20 protein-coding genes and 2 pseudogenes are annotated in these 20,998 nt (G+C 71.8%); 9 read left to right on the top strand and 13 right to left on the bottom strand.

Features of this window, described 5'->3' with window-relative positions:
* Positions 1-40: 40 nt before the first annotated feature.
* Complete coding sequence (locus QQS16_RS22785; protein ID WP_286066419.1) at positions 41-385, bottom strand: YbaB/EbfC family nucleoid-associated protein; 345 nt, start codon at positions 383-385, stop codon at positions 41-43.
* Positions 386-652: 267 nt separating this feature from the next.
* On the opposite strand from QQS16_RS22785, the gene QQS16_RS22780 reads away from it, so the two are divergent.
* Positions 653-1,405: an SLATT domain-containing protein gene (locus QQS16_RS22780; RefSeq protein ID WP_286063684.1), complete on the top strand. Its 753-nt coding sequence runs from the start codon at positions 653-655 to the stop codon at positions 1,403-1,405.
* Between the two features lie 66 nt (positions 1,406-1,471).
* Here the strand turns inward: QQS16_RS22780 and QQS16_RS22775 are convergent, their stop codons facing one another.
* The 3 genes from QQS16_RS22775 to QQS16_RS22765 all read right to left on the bottom strand — a co-directional run bounded on the left by QQS16_RS22775 (position 1,472) and on the right by QQS16_RS22765 (position 4,995).
* Positions 1,472-3,850 (bottom strand): serine/threonine-protein kinase, encoded by a 2,379-nt coding sequence (locus tag QQS16_RS22775; RefSeq protein WP_286063683.1) that lies wholly within the window; start codon positions 3,848-3,850, stop codon positions 1,472-1,474.
* Positions 3,851-3,928: 78 nt separating this feature from the next.
* Positions 3,929-4,390: a MarR family winged helix-turn-helix transcriptional regulator gene (locus QQS16_RS22770; protein WP_286063682.1), complete on the bottom strand. Its 462-nt coding sequence runs from the start codon at positions 4,388-4,390 to the stop codon at positions 3,929-3,931.
* A complete protein-coding gene (locus QQS16_RS22765) occupies positions 4,387-4,995 on the bottom strand; it encodes a type 1 glutamine amidotransferase family protein (protein WP_286063681.1) in 609 nt (202 codons plus the stop codon). The genes QQS16_RS22770 and QQS16_RS22765 overlap by 4 nt, the downstream gene beginning before the upstream one ends.
* A gap of 176 nt (positions 4,996-5,171) precedes the next feature.
* On the opposite strand from QQS16_RS22765, the gene QQS16_RS22760 reads away from it, so the two are divergent.
* The 3 genes from QQS16_RS22760 (at position 5,172) to QQS16_RS22750 (ending at position 8,422) form a co-directional block, all read left to right on the top strand.
* Positions 5,172-6,527: an aspartate aminotransferase family protein gene (locus QQS16_RS22760; RefSeq protein WP_286063680.1), complete on the top strand. Its 1,356-nt coding sequence runs from the start codon at positions 5,172-5,174 to the stop codon at positions 6,525-6,527.
* Positions 6,528-6,713: 186 nt separating this feature from the next.
* On the top strand, positions 6,714-7,490 hold the full coding sequence (locus QQS16_RS22755) for a GntR family transcriptional regulator (RefSeq protein WP_286063679.1): 777 nt from the start codon (positions 6,714-6,716) through the stop codon (positions 7,488-7,490).
* 281 nt (positions 7,491-7,771) lie between these two features.
* On the top strand, positions 7,772-8,422 hold the full coding sequence (locus QQS16_RS22750; RefSeq protein WP_286063678.1) for a putative DNA-mimic protein: 651 nt from the start codon (positions 7,772-7,774) through the stop codon (positions 8,420-8,422).
* A 3-nt stretch (positions 8,423-8,425) separates the two neighbouring features.
* On the opposite strand, the gene QQS16_RS22745 is transcribed toward QQS16_RS22750, so the two are convergent.
* Together QQS16_RS22745 and QQS16_RS22740 are read right to left on the bottom strand one after the other, a co-directional pair.
* Positions 8,426-8,719, bottom strand: a complete 294-nt coding sequence (locus QQS16_RS22745) for a hypothetical protein (RefSeq protein WP_286063677.1) — start codon at positions 8,717-8,719, stop codon at positions 8,426-8,428.
* Between the two features lie 180 nt (positions 8,720-8,899).
* On the bottom strand, positions 8,900-10,183 hold the full coding sequence (locus tag QQS16_RS22740; RefSeq protein ID WP_286063676.1) for an adenylosuccinate synthase: 1,284 nt from the start codon (positions 10,181-10,183) through the stop codon (positions 8,900-8,902).
* Between the two features lie 196 nt (positions 10,184-10,379).
* On the opposite strand from QQS16_RS22740, the gene QQS16_RS22735 reads away from it, so the two are divergent.
* Entirely contained in the window at positions 10,380-11,276 is an 897-nt protein-coding gene (locus QQS16_RS22735) for a diacylglycerol kinase family protein (RefSeq protein WP_286063675.1), read from the top strand.
* A gap of 70 nt (positions 11,277-11,346) precedes the next feature.
* A pseudogene (locus QQS16_RS22730) lies at positions 11,347-11,867 on the top strand (Uma2 family endonuclease).
* Here QQS16_RS22730 and eutC read toward each other — a convergent pair.
* Positions 11,855-12,628 carry an ethanolamine ammonia-lyase subunit EutC gene (eutC, locus tag QQS16_RS22725; protein ID WP_286063674.1) on the bottom strand — a complete coding sequence of 258 codons (774 nt, stop codon included), beginning with the start codon at positions 12,626-12,628 and terminating at the stop codon, positions 11,855-11,857. The pseudogene QQS16_RS22730 and the gene eutC overlap by 13 nt on opposite strands.
* Complete coding sequence (locus QQS16_RS22720) at positions 12,625-14,013, bottom strand: ethanolamine ammonia-lyase subunit EutB (protein ID WP_286063673.1); 1,389 nt, start codon at positions 14,011-14,013, stop codon at positions 12,625-12,627. Before QQS16_RS22720 ends, eutC begins: the two co-directional genes overlap by 4 nt.
* A 192-nt stretch (positions 14,014-14,205) precedes the next feature.
* On the opposite strand from QQS16_RS22720, the gene QQS16_RS22715 reads away from it, so the two are divergent.
* Both QQS16_RS22715 and QQS16_RS22710 read left to right on the top strand, forming a co-directional pair.
* The gene (locus QQS16_RS22715) at positions 14,206-15,717 is read left to right on the top strand and encodes an APC family permease (RefSeq protein ID WP_286063672.1); all 1,512 of its coding nucleotides are present in this window, start codon (positions 14,206-14,208) and stop codon (positions 15,715-15,717) included.
* Positions 15,718-15,773: 56 nt separating this feature from the next.
* Positions 15,774-16,034 carry a hypothetical protein gene (locus tag QQS16_RS22710; protein ID WP_286063671.1) on the top strand — a complete coding sequence of 87 codons (261 nt, stop codon included), beginning with the start codon at positions 15,774-15,776 and terminating at the stop codon, positions 16,032-16,034.
* On the opposite strand, the gene QQS16_RS22705 is transcribed toward QQS16_RS22710, so the two are convergent.
* From QQS16_RS22705 to QQS16_RS22695, 3 genes are read right to left on the bottom strand one after another with little or no spacing between them, the layout of a single operon-like run.
* Positions 16,017-17,219, bottom strand: coding sequence for a cytochrome P450 (locus tag QQS16_RS22705; protein ID WP_286063670.1), 1,203 nt, complete (start codon positions 17,217-17,219; stop codon positions 16,017-16,019). The genes QQS16_RS22710 and QQS16_RS22705 overlap by 18 nt on opposite strands.
* Before the next feature lie 9 nt (positions 17,220-17,228).
* On the bottom strand, positions 17,229-17,429 hold the full coding sequence (locus tag QQS16_RS22700) for a DUF397 domain-containing protein (protein WP_286063669.1): 201 nt from the start codon (positions 17,427-17,429) through the stop codon (positions 17,229-17,231).
* The gene (locus QQS16_RS22695; protein WP_286063668.1) at positions 17,429-18,280 is read right to left on the bottom strand and encodes a helix-turn-helix domain-containing protein; all 852 of its coding nucleotides are present in this window, start codon (positions 18,278-18,280) and stop codon (positions 17,429-17,431) included. The genes QQS16_RS22700 and QQS16_RS22695 overlap by 1 nt, the downstream gene beginning before the upstream one ends.
* 223 nt (positions 18,281-18,503) lie before the next feature.
* Between QQS16_RS22695 and QQS16_RS22690 the strand changes: the two are divergent.
* Positions 18,504-18,908: pseudogene (locus QQS16_RS22690) on the top strand (ATP-binding protein); the annotation flags it as partial.
* Between the two features lie 25 nt (positions 18,909-18,933).
* On the opposite strand, the gene QQS16_RS22685 reads toward QQS16_RS22690, so the two are convergent.
* On the bottom strand, positions 18,934-19,599 hold the full coding sequence (locus QQS16_RS22685; RefSeq protein ID WP_286063667.1) for a response regulator: 666 nt from the start codon (positions 19,597-19,599) through the stop codon (positions 18,934-18,936).
* Positions 19,596-20,960, bottom strand: a complete 1,365-nt coding sequence (locus QQS16_RS22680; protein WP_286063666.1) for a sensor histidine kinase — start codon at positions 20,958-20,960, stop codon at positions 19,596-19,598. The genes QQS16_RS22685 and QQS16_RS22680 overlap by 4 nt, the downstream gene beginning before the upstream one ends.
* Positions 20,961-20,998 lie beyond the last annotated feature (38 nt).

Genomic DNA, 20,998 nt, shown 5'->3' with positions numbered 1-20,998 from the left:
CCGTCTTAGATAGGCAGGCCAGGCCACGGATCGGGAGGGATCAGAACGGCAGGCCGGGGATGCCGCTGCCGCCGCCCAGCCCCTGGGCCAGCGGGCCGAGTTTCTGCTGCTGGAGGGCCTGCGCGTTCTCGTTGGCCGCCTGGACGGCCGCGACCACCAGGTCGGCGAGGGTCTCGGTGTCCTCCGGGTCCACCGCCTTCGGGTCGATCTTCAGCGCGCGCAGCTCGCCGGCGCCGGTGACCGTGGCCTTCACCAGGCCGCCGCCGGCCTGGCCGTCCACCTCGGTCCTGGCGAGTTCCTCCTGGGCGTTCGCCAGGTCCTGCTGCATCTTCTGGGCCTGCTGCAGCAGCTGCTGCATGTTGGGCTGGCCACCACCGGGGATCACGATCAGCTCTCCTTGGTCGGTACGGGTTTTCCCGTTCAGCACGAGCCTACGTGGTCCTCGCGGCCGTCGCCCCAGCACTCTTTCGAGTGAGTGGACCGGAACCCTATACCTGATCAAGGGCCTCTTCCGGGCGGAAAAGAGGTGAAAGCTACGCCTTCGCCACCCATTGGGCGGTAGGAAGGACTCGGCGCATCGGTATCAGCATGAGCATCACGCGTCACGGATGTGACAGGTCGTGCTCGTTCGGGATCAGGTAGGGAGTGCCGGGTGGGTCAGCCGGAGATGCAGCCCGAGGGTCCGCCTCAGGACGGGCGGGGCGAGGGGGCGGCCGGACTGCGGCCGGGCGATCTGACGGGACGGGTGTTTCCGCTCGGCGACTGGGGCGCGCCCGCCGAGCGGCTGGACGAGTTGTACCGGTGGGTGGAGCGCGGGGCCCTGGAGACCGCCTCCTGGTATCTCGCGGACCGCGTGTGGAAGCGGCGCGGGGCACGGGTGCTGCGGGTGGGCGCGGCGGGCGGTGCGGTGGCGGGGGCCGCGCTTCCCCTGCTGGACATGACGGGTGTGGTGGGCGGGGTCGCGCCCTGGGGGTATCTGGCGCTGCTGCTGGGAGTGTCGTGTGTCGCCGGGGACCGGTTCTTCGGGGTGACGTCGGGATGGATAAGGGACGTGGCGACCGCGCAGGCGGTGCAGCGGCGGCTCCAGGTGCTCCAGTTCGACTGGGCCTCGGAGAGCGTGCGGGAGGTGCTGGGGCCTGCCGACGGCACGGCGAGCGAGGCGGCGGACCGGTGTCTCGGTGTGCTGCGCAGGTTCTCCGAGGACGTGACGGAGCTGGTCCGGACGGAGACGGCGGACTGGATGGTGGAGTTCCGGACCGGGGCGGCGCCGCTGGGGATCCAGTCGGTGGGGGTCGGGGGGCAGCGGCAGGACTCGGGGGCGGGCGGCCAGGGCCGGTTCTCCCTGCCGCCCGGCAACGGATCGCGGCCGAACATGCCCCGGCAGCGGCCGCCCGAGCCCAGGTGACCGGGGCGGGTGTCGGCGTCGAGGCCCCCGGGTGACGGGTGGTGGACCGCCGACCGCGCGCCTCGGTCACCGCCGGGTGTACGTGAGCTTCTCGTCCGTGCCGGTGTTGGTGCGCTGGAGGCTGCCGTCCGGCAGCAGGGTGACCTCGCTCGCCGCGCCCGGTGAACAGGACGAACGGGGCTGACCGTCCGTCACGGTGGACGGGCCGATCCGCAACGCCCCCGACCCGTCCGCCACGTCGACCAACTCGGCCTGGAACACGCAGTGGTAGGTGCCGTCGGCGGTGGGCCCGTCGGCGACGAGGGACAGCACCGCGTCGCCCGCCTCGCCCTGCTGGAGGGTGAGGGAGCGGGTGTGGCGGCCGTCTGCGTTGTCGATGGTGGCGGCCCAGGTGCCCAGGTAGCCGGCCGGGATCGCGCCGTCCGCCGGCGGTGCGGAGGTGGTCGACGGCGAGGGGCCGGGAGTCGTCGGGTCGGGCGTGGGCGGGCCCGGGGTCGTGGAGGCGGACACGGAGGGGGACGGACCGGACGTGCCGTCCGCCTGGTCCTCGCCGCCGCCGTTCATCACGGCGAAGACCGAGCCGCCGGCGAGCAGCGCGACGACCAGGGCGACGAGCACGAGTACGGCGGTGGAGCGGGAGTTCCTCCGGGGGTCCTGCGGGGCGGTGGGGCCGTAGGGCGGGGCGAGGACGGTGGGCGGGCCGTAGGGCGGCGTCCGGCCCGGGCCGTCGTACTGGACGTACGGCGAGGCGGTGCCGTGCTGTTGGTACGGCGGGGTGGTGCCCTGCGCACCGGGGCCGGTCGGCCAGGCGCCGGGCTGCCGCGGGTGGCCGTACGCCGAGGGCTGCGGGTGTTGCTGCGGGTAGCCGTAGGCGGGATGGGCGGGCGCGCTGCCCGGAGCGCCGTCGGCGAAGGCGGTGGGGGTCGGGGGCGAGGGCGGGGCGCCGGGGTGTCCGGGGCCGCCCGGACCTTTGGGGTCTCCCGGGCGTCCCGCGCCTCCCGCGCTTCCCGGCGGAGGTGTCTGGACGCCCTGCCCGGCGACGACCGTCGGCAGGTGGTCCGTCCGCGCCCCGCTGCCCGGCTGCCCCGGCACGGGCGGACCGGGAGGCATGGCGGGGGCGGACTCGTCACCGGCGGCGCCGTGCTCGGGCGAGGCGGCGAGCCCGGGCCCCGGGAGGGGGCCCGCGGCGGCGGAGGAAGGTCCGGGGGCGGCACCCGGCGTGACCCCGAGGGCGGCGGGGGCGCCGGGAGCCGGGCCCCTCACGGCGTCGGTGCCGGGCGAGGCGCCGTGCGAAGGTCCGGGCGCGGGTCCTGCCGCCCCGCCGGCCGGCCCTCCGGAGGCGTCGCCCGGGAGGCCGGTGGCGCCCGCCTGTCCGGCGCCCGCCTGCCCGGCGCCGTGTGGGCCGTCCGCCTGCGCCGGGACAGGGGTCCGCGCCTCGGCCGGCGGCCGCCCGGCGGAACCTGGCTGACCGGCCGCGGCCGCCTGTGACGTCCCCGCGCCCGGGCCCGCCCCGGTCCCCGCCCCCTCCGGATCCTCCGTGTCCAGCAACCGCACCGCGTGCCGCCCCAGTTGGGCCACCAGTTCGCCCGGCAGCCACGGATCCCGCGATCGTCCCCCGGCGACGGTGTCCTCGGCGCCCGTGCGCTGAAGGATGCTGTCGAGCGTCGGCCGGGCTTCGGGGACCTTCCGCAGACATTCGCGGACGAGATCGGCGATGCTCTCGGGGACGCCCGCCAGGTCGGGTTCCTCCTGGGCGATGCGGAACATCAGGGCGTGCACACCGCTGTTGGCGGTGCCGAAGGGGAGCTTGCCCGTGGCGGCGTAGGCCAGCACCGAGCCGAGGCAGAAGACGTCGCAGGCAGGGGTGATCCGGTCCCCCCGCACCTGCTCCGGGGCCATGAACCCCGGCGAGCCGACCAGCGCGCCGGTCCTGGTGAGGCCCCCGTCGGTGACCGTCTCCAGGGCCCGCGCGATGCCGAAGTCGATGACCCGGGGGCCGTCGATGGTCAGCAGCACGTTGGACGGCTTGAGGTCGCGGTGGACGATCCCGGCGGCGTGGACGTCCTTCAGCGCGTGCGCGAGCCCGACCGCGAGGATGCGGACCGTGCGTTCGGGCAGGGCGCCGTGGTCGTGGCCGACGATCTGCTGGAGGCTGGGCCCGGCGACGTACCCCGTGGCCACCCACGGCACCGGGGCCTCGGTGTCCGCGTCCAGCACCGGCGCCGTCCAGTACCCGCCGACCTGCCGCGCGGCCCGCACCTCCTGCCGGAAGCGGGCCCGGAACTCGTCCTGCGCGGCCAGTTCCTCCCGTACGAGTTTGACGGCGACCGTGCGCCCCCGGTCGGACCGGGCGACGTACACCTGGCCCATCCCGCCGGCGCCGAGCCGCGCCAGCAGCCGGTACGAACCGATCCGTTGTGGGTCCCCGAGCCCCAGTTTCTCCATCGCCCGCCGCCTTCCCCCCGCCCGTGAGCAACAGACCGAGGATAGTGCGGGGCCGGTGCGCGGCGAGTCGGGCCCTGTCTACGGTTCCGTAACAGGCGGGCCCACCTGTTCGAGCACCTGGGACAGCCGTTCCAGGACCCGTACGGCGTCCGCGAGTGCGGTGTCGTCCCCGTACGCCCGCGCCAGCCGGTCGGCGAAGGCCGCGTGCCCGGGGTCGACGCGGGCGACGGCCGCCCGTCCGTCCGCCGTGGGCGCGAGGAGCTTGGCCCGCCGGTGCGCCGGGTTGGCCCGGTACTCGGCCAGGCCCTTGTCCACCAGCAGGTCGGCGACGCGCTGCACGCTCTGCCGGGTGATGCCCATCGCGCGGGCGATGCCGGACACCGGCAGCGGCTCGCCGAGCACCGCGCCGAGCACCTGCCACCAGGCGGCGGTCAGCCCGGCGGGCTTCGCCAGTTCCTCGGCGACCGCGAGGAACTGGCCGTTCAGCCGGAAGACCCCGAGCGCGCTGCGGCTGAGCAGGTCCTGCCGCTCCCGGCTCACCGCCCCGTCTCCGCCTTCTCCAGTACGGCGTACGCCTCCGGGTCGGAGTCGTGGAACAGCCGGTACCAGGCGTCCAGCACCTCGCCCTCGTACACCCCGAGGAGCCGGAGGACCTCCCGGGCGAAGGCGACGGGCTCGGTGGGACCGGCGGTGACCAGGCCGCGGTCGGTCACGGCGTCCGTGTCGACGTACCGCTCGCCGCCGCCGTAGCCGGTCGCGGCCAGGTAGAAGGAGACCGCGCTGGTGTGCTCCCGGTCGTCGAGCAGGCCCTCCCGGGCGAGCCCGGCGGTGGCCCCGCAGATCGCGGCGACCGGCACACCGGCGTCCAGGAAGGCGCGGGCCCGGCGGGCGAAGGGGGCGAGGTCGTCGGACACGTCCCACAGGTCGGCGCCGGGGAGGATCAGCAGGGCGCTGCCGTCCGGGTCCACGTCGTCCAGGGCCAGGTCGGGCTGGACGCGCAGACCGCCGATGCTGACCACCGGCTCCCGGGTGGGCCCCACCGTCCGGACCTCGTACCCGGCGCGGGCCAGGTAGGCCGTCGCGTGACCGGTCTCCCAGTCGGCGTAGGTGTCGTACACGGCGAGATGCACGGGCTTGCGGCTCATGGGTGCCTCCTGGGACCGTTCCACCGACCGTCAACGATGACAACATCCTGTCATTTAGACAGGAGACTGTCAATGCATCATCGCGGCTCCTCCTTCGACAACCTGTCGCGGAAAGTCCCCGTCCACAGACAGGACGCCGATACCGACTCCGTGTCGCGGGCCCCTACCCTCGGCCCATGACCCCTCAGCCAGACCCCGAGGCCGGCGCCGCCGTGAAGGCCGCCGACCGTGCGCACGTGTTCCACTCCTGGTCCGCCCAGGAGCTCATCGACCCGCTCGCCGTCGCCGGCGCCGAGGGGCCGTACTTCTGGGACTACGACGGCAAGCGGTACCTCGACTTCTCCAGCGGGCTCGTCTACACGAACATCGGCTACCAGCACCCGAAGGTCGTCGCGGCGATACAGGAACAGGCCGCGCGCATGACCACGTTCGCGCCCGCGTTCGCGATCGAGGCGCGGTCGGAGGCGGCACGGCTGATCGCCGAGCGGACACCCGGCGACCTGGACAAGATCTTCTTCACCAACGGCGGGGCCGACGCCGTGGAGCACGCCGTGCGGATGGCACGGCTGCACACCGGGCGCCCGAAGGTGCTGTCGACGTACCGCTCCTACCACGGCGGTACGCAGCAGGCCGTGAACATCACCGGCGACCCGCGCCGCTGGGCCTCCGACGGCGCCGCGGCCGGGGTCGTGCACTTCTGGGCGCCCTACCTGTACCGCTCCCGCTTCTACGCCGAGACCGAGGAGCAGGAGTGCGCGCGGGCGCTGGAGCACCTGGAGACGACGATCGCCTTCGAGGGCCCGGCGACGGTCGCCGCGGTCATCCTGGAGACGATCCCGGGGACGGCCGGGATCATGGTCCCGCCGCCCGGCTATCTCGCCGGGGTCCGCGAGATCTGCGACAAGTACGGGATCGTCTTCGTCCTGGACGAGGTGATGGCCGGGTTCGGGCGGACCGGTGAGTGGTTCGCGGCCGACCTGTTCGACGTCGTACCGGACCTGATGACCTTCGCCAAGGGCGTGAACTCCGGGTACGTGCCGCTCGGCGGGGTCGCCGTCTCCGGGGCGATCGCGGAGACGTTCGCGAAGCGGCCGTACCCGGGCGGGCTGACGTACTCGGGGCATCCGCTGGCGTGCGCGGCGGCGGTCGCGACGATCGGCGTGATGGCCGAGGAGGGGGTCGTCGAGAACGCGGCCCGGCTCGGGGCGGACATCGTCGGACCCGCGCTGCGGGAGCTGGCCGAGCGGCATCCGTCGGTGGGCGAGGTGCGCGGTGTCGGGATGTTCTGGGCCCTGGAGCTGGTGCGGGACCGGGAGACCCGGGAGCCGCTCGTGCCGTACAACGCGGCGGGTGAGGCGAACGCGCCGATGGCCGCGTTCGGCTCCGCCGCGAAGGCGGGCGGCCTGTGGCCGTTCATCAACATGAACCGGACGCATGTCGTGCCGCCGTGCAACGTGGGCGAGGCGGAGCTGAAGGAAGGGCTGGCGGTGCTGGACGCGGCGCTGTCGGTGGCGGACGAGTACACCCGCTGACCGGTGGGCCGACCCGGTGGTGAGCGGGGTGCCGGGCCGTGGTGACGCCACGGCGGGCGCCGTCGCGGACACCGGTCGGAGGCGGGCGTGACGATCGGGTACCGGGAGACTCGAACGCGTAAGGTGGCGTGCTCGTATACACGTACGTGCACGCCATTCGAACGCGACGAGGGAGACGTCAGGACCATGCCCAGTAGCGGCACCGGCGCCGTGACCCGCAGCACCCTGCGGCAGCAGATCGCCGACGCGCTTCGCGACGAGGTACTGGCCGGGCGGCTCCAGGCAGGGCAGGAGTTCACGGTGAAGGAGATCGCCGAGCAGTACGGCGTCTCCGCGACTCCGGTCCGCGAGGCGCTGGTCGACCTCTCCGCGCAGGGACTCCTCGAGGCCGACCAGCACCGGGGCTTCCGGGTGCACGAGTACTCGGTCGAGGACTTCCGGGGCATGATCGAGGCCCGCAGCCTGGTCACCGACGGGATGTTCCAGGCGCTCGACAACGGCCACAAGGGCTACCAAAACCTCGACGACCCCCGTACCGCGGCCGTCGTCGCGGGAGTACGGCGGCGGGGCGAGGAGGCGCAGCGGGCCGCCGGTGCCGGTGACCTGACCATCCTGATCGGCTACGACCTGCGTTTCTGGCGCGAGCTGAGCTCCCTGTTCGGCAACCCCTACCTCGCCGACTTCCTGAACCGGCTCCGCGTGCAGACCTGGGTGTGCACCGTGCAGCACCTGCGCCGGCAGACCGATCTGCGCGGCCGGCTGTGGTCCGGGCACAGCGAACTGGTGGACGCCCTCGCCCAGCGGGACACCGCGACCGCCCGCTCGATCGTCGCCGCGTACAACACACACTCCCTGAGCCTGATCGAACAGCTGGGGCCGGTCGGCGGAGCGGTCCAGAACCCGGGCGGCCGGAAACCCGACGGATCCCCCCGGGGTCCGGGTGAGCGGGGCGCGTCCGGGTAAGGGATCTGCACGAGGCGGCCGGGGCAGGGCGCGTCGGGTCGGTCGAGGCAGGGCCGTCGGAGCGAGCGCGTCGGGTGTCCGGTGCCGGGCACGGCGGGGCGGGCGCGTCCGGGTGCCCTGTGTCCGGGCGCGCCGGGCCGTTGCCGGCGGGGCGCGTCGGGTGCGCAGCGTGTCCGGGCGGGTCCACGCAGAGGGGGAGCCGACCGGGTGCCGTACCGATTACCCTGCCTTGACCACCGTGCGACCCATGCCGTGCGCCGCGAGTGACGAGGAGCTGTCTTTTGGCCTGTGACCTGTGGCTGGTGCCGCTCGTCGACGTGTTGTGCCACACCCCGGACAACCCGTTCGCCGAGGAACTCGCGCAATACAACAAGGTGCTCGCCGAGGCCGGACTGCCGCCGGTGCCGGTGTACCAGTACATGCCGGGCCTGTCCGGCGACGTCGCCCCGGTGGCCGGCTTCGACTACGACGCGCTGCACTTCCTGCGCCGCGCCTATCTGCTCCAGGTGTGCGGCCTGCCCGTGACACCCGTGGACGAACTGGGCGGCGACTACGAGCAGTTGCTGGAGATGTTCGAGGCGACGGCCCAGCAGTCGCACCTGGTCTGGCACTACGACCACGCGGGCGCGTACGTCCCCGTGGACTTCCCGCACCCTCTCGCCAACGACGATCTCCTCGCCGGGGGCGGGCCGTTGGGCTCCTCCCAGACCCTGCTGCGGGAGCTGGAGTTCGTGGCCCAGACCATCGGCATCGATCCGGCCAATCCGCCGGCGCCGCCCGAACCGCCGGCCGCTCCCACGGAACTGGAGGAGCCCGCCGTACCGGCTCCCTACGATCCCAGCCCCTTCGCCCGTGAGCGCCACGTGTGGCTGGGGCTGCACGCGGCGGCGACGCGGAGTCTGGCGCAGGGGTCGATGATCATCTTCAGCTGAGGGTCAGCGGCCCAGCTGGGACAGCCCCTTCTGCACGTCCTCCATGTTCATCACCGGGGTGTAGGAGATCTTGGCACCCAGGTTGAGGAAGAAGGGCTCACTGATCACCGGCATCTGGGAGCTGTCCTGCATGTCGAAGAACAGGAAGGCGGTGCGCTGACCGTTCTCGGTGGTGAAGTAGGCCGCTTCGGGCTTGATCTGTTCCACCGCCTCCTGGATCAGCTTCCCCAGGGTCCCGTTCCGGATGGCCTCGTTGGCCTTCTCCGTGTCCATCGACGCCTTGAGCAGTACGCGCATCGCACTCACCTTCTTCTGGTCGACGCACGTGTGTGGCTGGGCTTCAGGCTATGCCCGACAAATACGGTTGGTACATACACGTTCGTGACCGTTCGTGGCCTCGTCCGGCTTCACAGGCGTGTGCCCCCGTCCGGGTTCCGGACGGGGGCACACGTGTGAGAGCCCTGCTGAACCGCCGTACTAGACGAACGAGTTGATCTCGATCGTCTCGTTCCGGCCGGGGCCCACGCCGATCGCGGAGATCGGGGCGCCGGACATCTCCTCCAGCGCCTTGACGTAGTCCTGGGCGTTCTTCGGCAGGTCGGAGAAGGACTTCGCCTTCGAGATGTCCTCGGACCAGCCCGGCAGCATCTCGTAGACCGGCTTCGCGTGGTGGAAGTCGGACTGCGAGTACGGGAGTTCCTCGACGCGCTCGCCGTCGATCTCGTACGCCACACAGACCGGGATCTGCTCCCAGCCGGTCAGGACGTCCAGCTTGGTGAGGAAGAAGTCGGTCAGGCCGTTCACACGGGTCGCGTACCGGGCGATGACCGCGTCGAACCAGCCGCAGCGACGGTCACGGCCGGTCGTGACGCCCTTCTCGCCGCCGATGCGGCGCAGCGCCTCGCCGTCCTCGTCGAACAGCTCGGTCGGGAACGGGCCGGCGCCCACGCGCGTGGTGTACGCCTTCAGGATGCCGATGACCCGGCTGATCTTCGTCGGACCGACACCGGCACCCGTGCAGGCACCGCCCGCGGTCGGGTTGCTGGACGTGACGAAGGGATAGGTCCCGTGGTCGATGTCCAGCAGCGTGCCCTGCCCGCCCTCGAAGAGGACAACCTTGTCCTGCTCCAGGGCCTGGTTGAGCACCAGGACCGTGTCGGCGACGTACGGGGCGAGCTTGTCCGCGTACACCAGCAGCTCCTCGACCACCTGGTCGACGGCGATGGCGCGCCGGTTGTAGAGCTTGGTGAGGATCTGGTTCTTGACGTCGAGGGCCGCCTCCACCTTCTGGGTGAGGATCGACTCGTCGTACAGGTCCTGGACGCGGATGCCGACCCGGTTGATCTTGTCCGCGTAGGTGGGACCGATGCCGCGACCGGTGGTGCCGATCTTGCGCTTTCCGAGGAAGCGTTCCGTCACCTTGTCGACGGTGACGTTGTACGGCGTGATGATGTGAGCGTTGCCGCTGATGAGGAGCTTGGAGGTGTCGACGCCACGCTCGTTCAGTCCGCTCAGCTCGGAGAGCAGGACCGACGGATCGACGACGACGCCATTACCGATGACCGGGGTACACCCCGGGGACAGGATTCCGGAAGGGAGGAGGTGGAGGGCGTACTTCTGATCGCCCACGACTACCGTGTGGCCGGCGTTGTTGCCGCCCTGGTAGCGCACCACATAGTCCACCGAGCCACCGAGCAGGTCGGTTGCCTTTCCCTTGCCTTCGTCACCCCACTGAGCACCGAGCAGCACAAGTGCGGGCACGCGCGTACACCCCTTCCGGGCGGGGCATGTCCAAGGTCGGAGGCGTACGCGTCACAGTTCGTGCCTCGTACACCGGCGGCCTTCGTCGGCCGCCACCCGTCGGACCGGATGCCCCGGAATAGACGAAGCCCCTGGCGCAATAGCGCAAGGGGCTCTTGCACAAAGATGCTACCCGAGGAAGCGAGGCAGGACCGAGGTGGCGACTTTCGCGACGTCCGATCAGTTGCTGGTGGTGATCGATCCGGTCGCCCGGCGGACGGACGGAGAGGCCGTCCGGATCGCGAAAGACGTGCTCAGCGGGGGTGCGGCGCATACGAAGGTCTGCCTTCCCGACAGTCCCGAGGAATTCGCCCGGGTGCTGGAGCGGCGGGGTTCGCGGCGGCCGGTGGTGATCGGCGACGACCGCGCGCTGGTCCGGGCGGTGTCCCTGCTGCACCGGCGGCGGGAGCTGGCGGGATGCGGGCTGTCGGTGGTGCCGGTGGGCGCCGCCCAGGCCCTGGCCCGCTCCCTGGGCATCCCCGCGGGCGCGGTGGCCGCGGCCCGGGCCGTCCTGGACGGGGCCGAGCGGCGCATGGACCTGCTGGTCGACGAGAGCGACGGGGTGGTGCTGGGGGCGTTGCGGATACCGCCCCTGACGGGTGGGGCGGAGGACACCGCGGAGGCCGGCCGGCACGTCGCCGACTTCGACTCCGGCCGCCCCTGGATACGTACCTGCCAGTCCCTCGTACGCACCCTCGTGGCCGCCCGCCCCGCCCGCTCCTCCTCCCCGGCGGCCGCCCCCGGCCCCTCCCGGCTGCGCGTGGAGGTCGACGGGGTCACGCTGGTGGACCTGGACCAGCCGCTGGAGGCCCTGTCGGTCACTCCGGGTGACTCGGGGAAGGTCGAGGTCGAGGCCCGGCCGCTGTCGGTGGGCGCGGAGGCGACCCCGCTGCTGGCGACAGGGCGGCGGATCACCGTGTCGGGACCGGACTTCCGGTACCGGGCGGACGCGGCGGTGTCGGGGCCGGTGCGGAGACGGACGTGGACGGTGTGGGAGGGGGCGTGGGGACTGACGTTGCCGGTGGCGTCACCTGGTGATCACTCACTCGGATGATCACATCCCGGAACGCGCCCCTCGCACCTGTCTCCGGTGACGCTGGTGTCCGCCTGTGAAGGGAGGCACCATGACGGTTATGACAGAGCGCACGTCGTCTCAGATGTCGGTGGACGTGTTCGAGCGGATCGCCGCATTCGCCGAGCGCGAGGACGAGACCGTCAGGTTCGAGTTCATCGACGGACGGCCCGGCCCGAGTTCGACCTCGACCCGACCCAGGGCCTGAAAGTGGAGGGTTACCGTAACGGCCGTGCCCTTCCTGACGGAGCACTCGCACCCGTCGGGTACTTCGCCGGCCAGGGCGACTGGGCCGACCCGGACGGCGTCCTGATGACGGTCGAGGTCACCTCGTACGACTCGGACACGCACGACCGCGACCGCGTGGAGAAGCCCCGCGGCTACGCCGAAGCCGGGGTCCCCGTCTACCTGCTGATCGACCGCGAGCACGCCTCCGTCGTCGTGCACAGCAAGCCCGACCCGGAGGACGGATACCGGGACATCCACACGGTGAGGATCGGCGACAAGGTCACCCTCCCCGAAGCCGTCGGCATCACGCTCGACACCGACCAGCTCAAGCCCTACCTGGTCTGAGCCGGGGCCACCGTCGGCAACGCGTCCGACTCGTCCTTGAGCCCCACCCCCGTCAGCCCCAGCGCCCGTGCCCGGCCCATCAGCGCCGCCAGCTTCCCCGCCGCCGCCTCGTAGGCCAGCCCCAGCGGGGGCCGGATGTTGGACAGGCAGTTGCGGTCGGCGTCGGTCGTCACGCCGGGCTTCGGGCCGTACGTGAGATACGCGCCCAGGGAGTCCGCCGCCGACATGCCGGGCCGCTCCCCGAGCAGGACGACCACCATCGCCGCGCCCATCGCGTGGGCGATGTCGTCGCCGAGGGCCACCCGGGCCTGTCCGGCGAGGACCACGGGGGCCACCCGCCAGCCGGCCGGCAGCCGGGACGTCGTGGCCCGCACCACCGGCGCCGCGTGCTCGTGCACCGCCCGGCTGGACAGCCCGTCGGCGACCACGAAGAGCACGTCCCACGTTCCCGTCGGCAGATGCGCGCGGTCCGTGGCGTCCAGGCGGCGGCCCAGGTCGGGACGCTGGAGGTAGGTGAGCCGGTCCGGGGCGGCGCTGCGGACCCGTAGCGTCGGCGTCCCGGGCAGCGCCGCGGCGACCGCGTCCGGGTCGAACGGTGTGTGCACCGCGTCCCGGGCGGCCGCGTGCGCGGCCTGGAGTTCCAGCCGGTGCCGGGTGGGCAGGCCGGAACCGGCCCGGCCGAGGCCGATGCGGGCCTGGGTGTGACGCCGCAGCGTCGACCACAGGGCCAGGTCCTCGGTGTGGGTGACCAGTTCGCTCATGCCGCGAGCTCCCGTCCGATGGCCGTCAGGGGGTGGGCCGTGACCTCGCGGATGCCGCCGCGGTCGTCCAGCAGCCCGATCGACTCCAGCCAGGCCTCGAACTCCGGCGCGGGGCGCAGGCCGAGCACCTCCCGCAGGTACAACGCGTCGTGGTAGGAGGCCGACTGGTAGTTGAGCATGATGTCGTCGCCGCCCGGCGTGCAGATCACGAACGAGGCGCCCGCGACGCCGAGCATCGTCAGCATGGTGGCCACGTCGTCGTCGTCGGCGTCCGCGTGGTTGGTGTAGCAGATGTCCAGGCCCATCGGCAGGCCGAGCAGCTTGCCGCAGAAGTGGTCCTCCAGGGCGGCGCGCAGGATCTGCCGGCCGTCGTAGAGGTACTCGGGGCCGATGAAACCGACGACCGTGTTCACCAGCAGGGGGTCGTAGCGGCGGGCGACCGCGTACGCCCGGGCCTCGACCGTCTGCTGGTCCACCCCGTGGTGCGCGCCGGCCGACAGGGCGCTGCCCTGGCCGGTCTCGAAGTACATGACGTTCCCGCCGACCGTGCCGCGGTCCAGCTTCCGGGCCGCCTCGTGCGCCTCGTCGAGCAGTCCGAGCGTGACCCCGAAGGACGCGTTCGCCGCCTGCGTGCCCGCGACGGACTGGAAGACGAGGTCGACGGGAGCCCCGCGTTCCATGAGGTCCACGCTCGTCGTCACATGGCACAGCACGCACGACTGGGTCGGGATCGCGTACCGCGTGATGACCCCGTCCAGCAACTCCAGCAGGTCGCGTACGGCCTTCGGGCTGTCGGTCGCCGGGTTGATGCCGATCACCGCGTCGCCGGAGCCCAGCAGCAGGCCGTCCAGCAGTGCCGCGGCCACGCCCGCCGGGTCGTCGGTGGGGTGGTTGGGCTGGAGGCGGGTGGCCAGCCGGCCCGGCAGGCCGATCGTCGAGCGGAACGCGGTCACGACCCGCACTTTCCGCGCCACGGCGACCAGGTCCGCGTTCCCCATCAGCTTGGACACGGCCGCGACCATCTCCGGTGTCAGCCCGGGAGCCAGCGCGGCCAGCGACACCGCGTCCGCCGCGTGGGACAGCAGCCACTCCCGCAGTTCGCCGACCGTCATCCCGGCCACCGGCGCGAACGCCGCGGGATCGTGCGTGTCGAGGATCAGCCGGGTCACGTCGTCGGTCTCGTAGGGGATCACCGGCTCGGTGAGGAAGGCCGTGAGCGGCACCTCGGCCAGCGCCCAGCGGGCGGCGACCCGCTTCCGCGCGGACGACGCGGCGAGGCCGGCCAGCCCGTCGCCGGAGCGCTCGGGGCTCGCGGCGGCCAACAGCCGGGCGAGGGTGTCGAAGCGGTGGCGCTCGCCGCCGAGGGTGAAGGTGTAGGCGCTCATGAGGGTGACCGTACGAGGTGCGCTCCGGCCCGGTCCACGGACCGGCGGAGAGTTAACACGCACGTTCGCCCCGCCCCGCCTCCAAAGGTCTAGTTGACGTGCATTTAACGCCGAGACCCTGCTGACTGACTCATTCGCGGCCCAGGATCCCGTCCAGTACGGATATGGACCGGCAAGGAGAGGGGCCACCCGATGGCAGTGCAGGAGGGCGTCGCCCCCGAGGCGGGAACAGGCGACGAGAAGACCGTCCACCGACTGAAGCCCAACGCCATCGGCCTGCTCGGCGTGGTCTTCATGGCTGTGGCGACCGCGGCGCCGATCACCGCGATGACGGGCAACGTGCCCTTCATGGTGTCGTCCGGCAACGGCATCGGCGCCCCGGCGAGCTACCTCGTCGCAATGGTCGTCCTGGCGATCTTTTCCGTCGGCTTCACCACGATGGCGAAGCACATCACGTCCACCGGCGCCTTCTACGGCTTCATCTCCTACGGGCTCGGCCGCACCGTCGGCCTGGCCTCCGGACTGCTCGCGACCTTCGCCTACGTCGTCTTCGAGCCGGCCCTCATCGGCATCTTCTCGACCTTCGCGACGACCACCCTCAACGACCAGACGGGCCTCGACATCCCGTGGTGGCTCTTCGCCGTCGTGATGCTCGCGGTCAACGCGACGGGCACCTGGTTCGGCGTCTCGGTCGCGGAGAAGCTGCTCGTGGTGCTGCTCGCCACCGAGGTGACCATCCTCGCGGCGATGGCGATCTCGGTCGCCCTGCACGGCGGCGGCCCGGACGGCTTCACCTTCGGCCCGGTCAACCCGGTCAACGCCTTCCAGGGCACCAGCGCCGGCCTCGGCCTGTTCTTCGCCTTCTGGTCGTGGGTCGGCTTCGAGTCGACCGCGATGTACGGCGAGGAGTCCCGCGACCCGAAGAAGATCATCCCCAAGGCGACGATGATCTCGGTCCTCGGCGTGGGCGTCTTCTACGTCTTCGTCTCCTGGATGGCCATCATCGGCAACGGCGAGCAGGCGGCCGTCGCGGCGGCCTCCTCCGCGAACCCGCTCGCCATGTTCTTCGACCCCACCGAGCGGTACGTCGGCCACTGGGCGGTCGACGTCATGCAATGGCTGATGATCACCGGCTCGCTGGCCTGCGGCATGGCCTTCCACAACTGCGCCGCCCGGTACATGTACGCGCTCGGCCGCGAGGGCGTCCTGCCGTCCCTGAAGAACACCGTCGGCCGCACCCACGCCAGACACGGCTCCCCGCACATCGCCGGCCTGGTCCAGACGATCGTCAGCGGGGTGCTGCTCGCCGGGTTCTGGATCGCGGGCAAGGACCCGTACACCGGGACGTACGTCCTGCTCGCCATCCTCGGCACCATGGCGATCCTCGTCGTGCAGGCCGTGTGCTCCTTCGCGGTACTGGCGTACTTCCGCTCGCACCACCCCGAGAGCCGCCACTGGTTCAGGACGTTCACCGCCCCGCTGGTGGGCGGGGTGGCCATGCTCGCGGTGGTCGTCCTGCTGGTGTCCAACATGGGTGTGGCGGCCGGGTCGGAATCCGGCTCCCTGGTGCTGAAGGCGACCCCGTGGCTGGTCGCCCTGGTCGCGGCGGCGGGCATCGGCTACGCCCAGTACCTCAAGCGCCGGGATCCGTCCCGGTACGCGCTGCTGGGGCGGACGGTGCTGGAGGAGACGAAGGAGCGGTAGGGAGCGGGGACCGGTCTGTGCGAACCGCGCGGGGGCGGGTGCGCGTCCCTGCGGTCATGAACCGGGACGCGGTGACGTGCGGAGGCTGTGTGGTGTCGCTGGCGGGGGCGGTGGCGGCCCCGCTGGTGTGGCTCAGCAGCGACCGCACTCGGATCCACCTGGGCGGCGGCTTCGAGAACGAGGGCATGGACCTCGGCGTCCTGGTCACCGAGCTCCCGCCCGTGTTCCTCGCGGGAGCCGCCCTGCCCGTCCTGGTCTACACGCTGCTCGTCCGGCTGCTCGGCGGCCCGGGTGACGCCTCAGACCGTCACGGGTAGGCCCTCCAGCCCCCGGATCACGAAGTTCGGCTTGCGCTGCGGCTCGGCCGCCAGGGCCAGCGTGGGCGCCCGCTCCAGCAGAGCGGTCATCGAGGCCGCCAGTTCGATCCTGGCCAGGGGCGCGCCGATGCAGTAGTGGATGCCCGCGCTGAAGGAGATGTGCGGGTTGTCCGCGCGGGTCAGATCGAGGTGCCCGGGATCGGAGAAGACCTCGGGGTCGTGGTTGGCGGACCCGAAGAGCAGCGCGACCTCCGTGCCCCGCGGGATCGTCGTCCCGGCGACCTCGATGTCGTCCAGGACCCAGCGTTCGAAGAGCTGGAGCGGGGTGTCGTAGCGCATCAGCTCCTCCACGGCGGACGGGACCAGGGAGTGGTCCGCCCGCAGCGCCGCCAGCTGGTCCGGGTGGCGGAACAGCGCCCACCAGCCGTTGACCGTGGCGTTCACCGTCGCCTCGTGGCCCGCGTTCAGCAGCAGCACACAGGTCGAGATCATCTCCTGCTCGGTCAGCCGGTCGCCCTCGTCGTGCGCCGCGATCAGACCGGAGATCAGGTCCTGTCCCGGCTCCTTGCGGCGCTCGGCGATCAGGTCCCGCAGGTAGTCCGAGAACTCCACCGACGCCCGCACCGCCCTCGCGGCCACCTCCTGCGGGGGGTCCAGCTCGTACATCCCGCAGATGTCCGCCGACCAGGGCCGCAGCGGCGCCCGGTCCGCCTCCGGGATGCCCAGCATCTGCGCGATCACCGCGACCGGCAGCGGCTCCGCCACATCCGTCAGCAGATCCCCGCCGCCCGCCTCCACCAGCGCGGACACCAGGTCACCGGCCAGCCCTTCCACGTACGGCTTCAGCCCCTCCACCGTGCGCGGCGTGAACGCCTTCGACACCAGACGCCGGATCCGGGTGTGGTCCGGCGGCTCCAGGTCGAGCATCCCGTGGTCGTTGAGCGTGTGGAACGGCTCGTGCTCCGGCGGTGGCGCCGTCCGCCCGAAGTCCTCGTGGGTGAACCGGTGCTGGTACGTCCGCCCGAGCCGACGGTCGCGCAGCAGCGCGGACACGTCGGCGTGGTGGGGAACCAGCCACTGGTTCGTGGGCTCGTAGTAGTGCACGCGCCCCCGGGCACGCAGCTCGGCGTAGGCGGGGTACGGGTCGGCGAGGAACGCCGGGTCCCACGGATCGAAGGCTGCCATGAGCGGACGCTAGCCCGGCACCCCCTTGTCTGACCAGGGGTGTTCCTTCAGGTGGTCGATGAGGGCGGCGAAGGAGGCGGCGCCGAAGGAGAGCGTGGCGCGGGCGGGGGCCTTTGAGTCGCGGACGGCTGTGCGGGTGGGGAGGGTTGCTATCTCGACGCAGGTGTTGCCCTCGCCGCCGCCGGAGTAGCTGGACTTTCGCCAGTTCATCAGAGTTCCTTCGTCAACCGGTGAATGAGGTCACGAGACTCCGAGGGGTCCAGCGACGATGCCCTCACCGTACGGAAGAGCGTGCGGAGCCGATTCAAATGCGCTTCCGCGTCGATGAACAGAGTCCCCGTGGGAGCGTCGAGCAGCCCCGTGTCCAGCTTGGGCACCGGGCCTCCCATGAACATCATCGAGGCGTCAGCACCGGCGAATCCCTCCCTGTCGACGGGGATGACCCGCACGGTGGCGTGGCCCTTCTCGATCTCCTCCAGGATGAGGCGGAGCTGAGACACGGATGTCTGGCGGTCGGCCACGCGGATACGCAGCGCGAACTCGTGGATGACCGTCTCGTAAGGGGTGGGGTCGTTGCCCTCGATGACGACGCGGCGCCTCATCCGGTGCTCCACGCGAGGAGCGAGTTCGCTCTCGGGCAGTTCGGGGCGCATGTACCTGAAGACCGCGCGAGCGTAGTCCGGGGTCTGGAGAAGCCCAGGAACGTAGGTGATCACGACTTCATGCAGGAACGCCGCATGATGTTCCGCCTCGGCCACGTCCAGGTTCACCTGGGGCAGGACTCCTCGGTAGTCGTCCCACCAACCACGTGTGCGCTCGCTCGCCATGGCTGCCAGAGCGTCGACGAACTCCTCGTCCGCACAGCCGTAATGCGCCGCGAGCCGACGCACGCGCTCGACGCTCACCCCGGAGATGCCCGCTTCCGTCTGGCTCATCTGCGCCGAGGTCGAGTTCAGCGAGGCAGCCACCTCGCGCGCCTTCAGGCCCGCCGCCTCGCGCAGCTTGCGCAACTCGGCTCCCAGACGCACCTGCCGAGCGGTGGGGTTGCTCCTCGGCGCCATACGTTCTCCCCTCCCCAACGCCCCGACAGTGCTGCCACGTTCAGGTGCCAGATTAGGGCAACAGCTTGCGCGAGGAGAAATTTCTCCTCTACCGTCAGTGACGCGACGCACACGCTGCGACACCCCGGGACCCCGGAAGCGCACCGCCCCGTCCTGCCATGACGGCCGCGGCACTGCCACCGCCCGCCGACCGCAACCCCCCACCCGCCGAACGGAGTTCCGCATGCCCGAGAACGAGCCGTGGGAGTACGCGCTCCACATCCCCAACGACCCCCGGGCCGTCACCGTCTGCCGCCGTGCTCTCCGCCTGATCCTGACCCTGCACGGCCTGATCACCCTGGTCGACACGGCCGAACTGCTCGCTGCGGAGCTGGTCTCCAACGCCGTGCGCCATACGAAGGGGCCGGCCGCGCTGCGGGTCCGCTGGTCGGGCGGGGTGTTGCGGATCGGCGCCTGGGACGCGGACCCGGAACCACCTCGGTTCCCGGACCAGTCGAGAGACCTGGAAGACCTCACCTGCGCGGAGGACGGCCGGGGCCTCACCCTGGTCCGGTCCTGCTCCGATCTGTGGGGCTGGCAGCCGTTGTCCAGGTTCGGGAGCCGGGGCAAGTACGTGTGGTGCGAGCTCGCCTGCCGACCGGCGCACCCGGCGACTACCCAGGTGTCACCAGCCGCGCCTCGTACGCGAACACCGCCGCCTGGGTGCGGTCCCGCAAGCCCAGTTTCACCAGGATCCGGCTCACATGTGTCTTGATCGTCGACTCGGCGACCACCAGGCGTTCGGCGATCTCCACGTTCGACAGGCCCTGTGCGATCAGGACCAGAACCTCCGTCTCCCGCTCGGTCAGGTCGCCGTAGGCCGCCTGGGCGGCCGGGGCCAGCCGGGGGGCGGCGGACAGCTTGGAGAACTCGGTGATCAGGCGTCTGGTCACCGAGGGGGCCAGCAGCGCCTCACCGGAGGCCACCACCCTGACGCCGTCCGCCAGTTGGCGTGCCGAGGCGTCCTTGAGGAGGAAGCCGGAGGCCCCCGCCCGCAGGGCCTGGTACACGTACTCGTCGAGGTCGAAGGTGGTGAGCACCAGCACCTTCGCCGTGCCGTCCGCCGCGACGATCTCCCGGGTCGCCTCGATACCGTTCAGCTCGGGCATGCGGATGTCCATCAGCACGACGTCGGGGGCGAGTTCACGGACCCGGTCCACCGCCTCCCGTCCGTTGACGGCCTCGCCGACGACCTCGATGTCCGGCATCGCGTTCAGCAGGACCGAGAAGCCCTCGCGCACCATCATCTGATCGTCCGCGATCAGGACACGGATGGTCATGCGCCCCCCTCGGTCACCGCGGGCACCGGCAGGAACACCGCCACCTCGTAGCCCCCGTCCTCCGCCGCGCCCGCCGTCATCTCGCCGTTCAGCATGGACACCCGTTCCCGCATGCCGGTGATGCCGTGGCCCGCCCCGGGCGAGGGTTTGACCAGGGACGGCTGGGGCGGTGGGCCGTTGACTATGCGCAGGCCCAGCCCGCCCAGGACGTATCCGATCTCGACGCGGGCGCTCGCCCCGGGCGCGTGCCGCAGGGTGTTGCTCAGCGCCTCCTGCACGATCCGGTACGCCGACAACTCCACGCCCTGTGGCAGCTCGCGCACCGCTCCGGTGACCGTCTTGTCGACGCTCAGGCCCGCGTCCGCGACGTTGGCGAGCAGCGCGTCCAGGTCGGCGAGGGTGGGCTGCGGGGCGTCGGGGGCCTCGTAGTCCTCGGCGCGGACCACGCCCAGGACCCGGCGCAGTTCGGTGAGGGCCGCCACCGCGTTCTCCCGGATCGTGACGAAGGCGCGCTCCAGCTCCGGCGGCGGGTTCTCCACCCGGTAAGGGGCGGCCTCGGCCTGGATGGCGACGACCGACATGTGGTGCGCGACCACGTCGTGCAGCTCGCGGGCGATGGTCGTGCGCTCCTCCAGCAGGGTGCGCCGGGAGCGCTCGTGTTCGGTCACCGTCTGCTGGGCGGTCACCTCCTGCTGGGCCGCGCGGCGTATGTGCCAGACCGTGACGGCGAGCAGGACGAGGGCGGAGAAGACCAGCATGGGGGCGGTGTTCGACGCGTAGTGGCTCCCATCGGTGGTCTCCATGATCAAGCCATACGCGGCTGTCAGCGCCCACATCCACCCCGCCACGCGGGGTCTCGTCCGCAGTGCCACGACCGTCATCACCGCCAGATGGCAGGCGAAGCTGCCGGCCCGCCACGGCCAGTCGTCCCACTGGTCGCCGAACAGCGCGGAGAGGGGAGTGGCGGCGAGGGAGAGCCAGAAGGCGCCGACGGGCCTGAGCAACGTCAGCAGGACCGGGGTCAGCGCGAGGAAGGCACTGAACACCGTGCCGAAGTCGTCGCCGGAACCCTCCGCCGTGGTGCCGGCGATCAGCGTGGCCAGCAGTGCGGCGGCGACCACCACCGCGTGCGGGGTCCAGAGCGCGTACTCCCGCATCCGCGCGGGCAGCCGCCTGGTCAGGGGGCCGTCGCCGCGCAGCCGGGGCAGTGGGTCGTAGGCGAAGGCGTGGGTGCACAGGTCCTGGCGCAGCCCGCGCAGCACGCCCATGGCCATCCGGAATTCGGGACTGTTCGGCTTGTACGCGGCATACGGGCTCTGCGGCGGCGGCGCGGTGCGCTGCGTCTGGGTCGTCTCGGTCACGTACAGAACGGTAGGCGGCGACGGCGGCGCGGTCGTCA

The organism is Streptomyces sp. ALI-76-A, assembly GCF_030287445.1.
Taxonomy (GTDB): Bacteria; Actinomycetota; Actinomycetes; order Streptomycetales; family Streptomycetaceae; genus Streptomyces.
The sequence above is the reverse complement of the archived record's forward strand: the minus strand, read 5'-3'. Positions and strand labels throughout refer to the sequence as shown.

Excerpts from the sequence above, each read along its gene's own strand:
- QQS16_RS22710 (WP_286063671.1), top strand. The coding sequence starts at position 15,774 with ATGAACCGGGACGCGGTGACGTGCGGAGGCTGTGTGGTGTCGCTGGCG.
- QQS16_RS22685 (WP_286063667.1), bottom strand. The coding sequence starts at position 19,599 with ATGACCATCCGTGTCCTGATCGCGGACGATCAGATGATGGTGCGCGAG.
- QQS16_RS22755 (WP_286063679.1), top strand. The coding sequence starts at position 6,714 with ATGCCCAGTAGCGGCACCGGCGCCGTGACCCGCAGCACCCTGCGGCAG.
- QQS16_RS22705 (WP_286063670.1), bottom strand. The coding sequence starts at position 17,219 with ATGGCAGCCTTCGATCCGTGGGACCCGGCGTTCCTCGCCGACCCGTAC.
- QQS16_RS22715 (WP_286063672.1), top strand. The coding sequence starts at position 14,206 with ATGGCAGTGCAGGAGGGCGTCGCCCCCGAGGCGGGAACAGGCGACGAG.
- QQS16_RS22700 (WP_286063669.1), bottom strand. The coding sequence starts at position 17,429 with ATGAACTGGCGAAAGTCCAGCTACTCCGGCGGCGGCGAGGGCAACACC.
- QQS16_RS22745 (WP_286063677.1), bottom strand. The coding sequence starts at position 8,719 with ATGCGCGTACTGCTCAAGGCGTCGATGGACACGGAGAAGGCCAACGAG.
- QQS16_RS22760 (WP_286063680.1), top strand. The coding sequence starts at position 5,172 with ATGACCCCTCAGCCAGACCCCGAGGCCGGCGCCGCCGTGAAGGCCGCC.
- QQS16_RS22775 (WP_286063683.1), bottom strand. The coding sequence starts at position 3,850 with ATGGAGAAACTGGGGCTCGGGGACCCACAACGGATCGGTTCGTACCGG.
- QQS16_RS22695 (WP_286063668.1), bottom strand. The coding sequence starts at position 18,280 with ATGGCGCCGAGGAGCAACCCCACCGCTCGGCAGGTGCGTCTGGGAGCC.
- eutC (WP_286063674.1), bottom strand. The coding sequence starts at position 12,628 with ATGAGCGAACTGGTCACCCACACCGAGGACCTGGCCCTGTGGTCGACG.
- QQS16_RS22765 (WP_286063681.1), bottom strand. The coding sequence starts at position 4,995 with ATGAGCCGCAAGCCCGTGCATCTCGCCGTGTACGACACCTACGCCGAC.
- QQS16_RS22720 (WP_286063673.1), bottom strand. The coding sequence starts at position 14,013 with ATGAGCGCCTACACCTTCACCCTCGGCGGCGAGCGCCACCGCTTCGAC.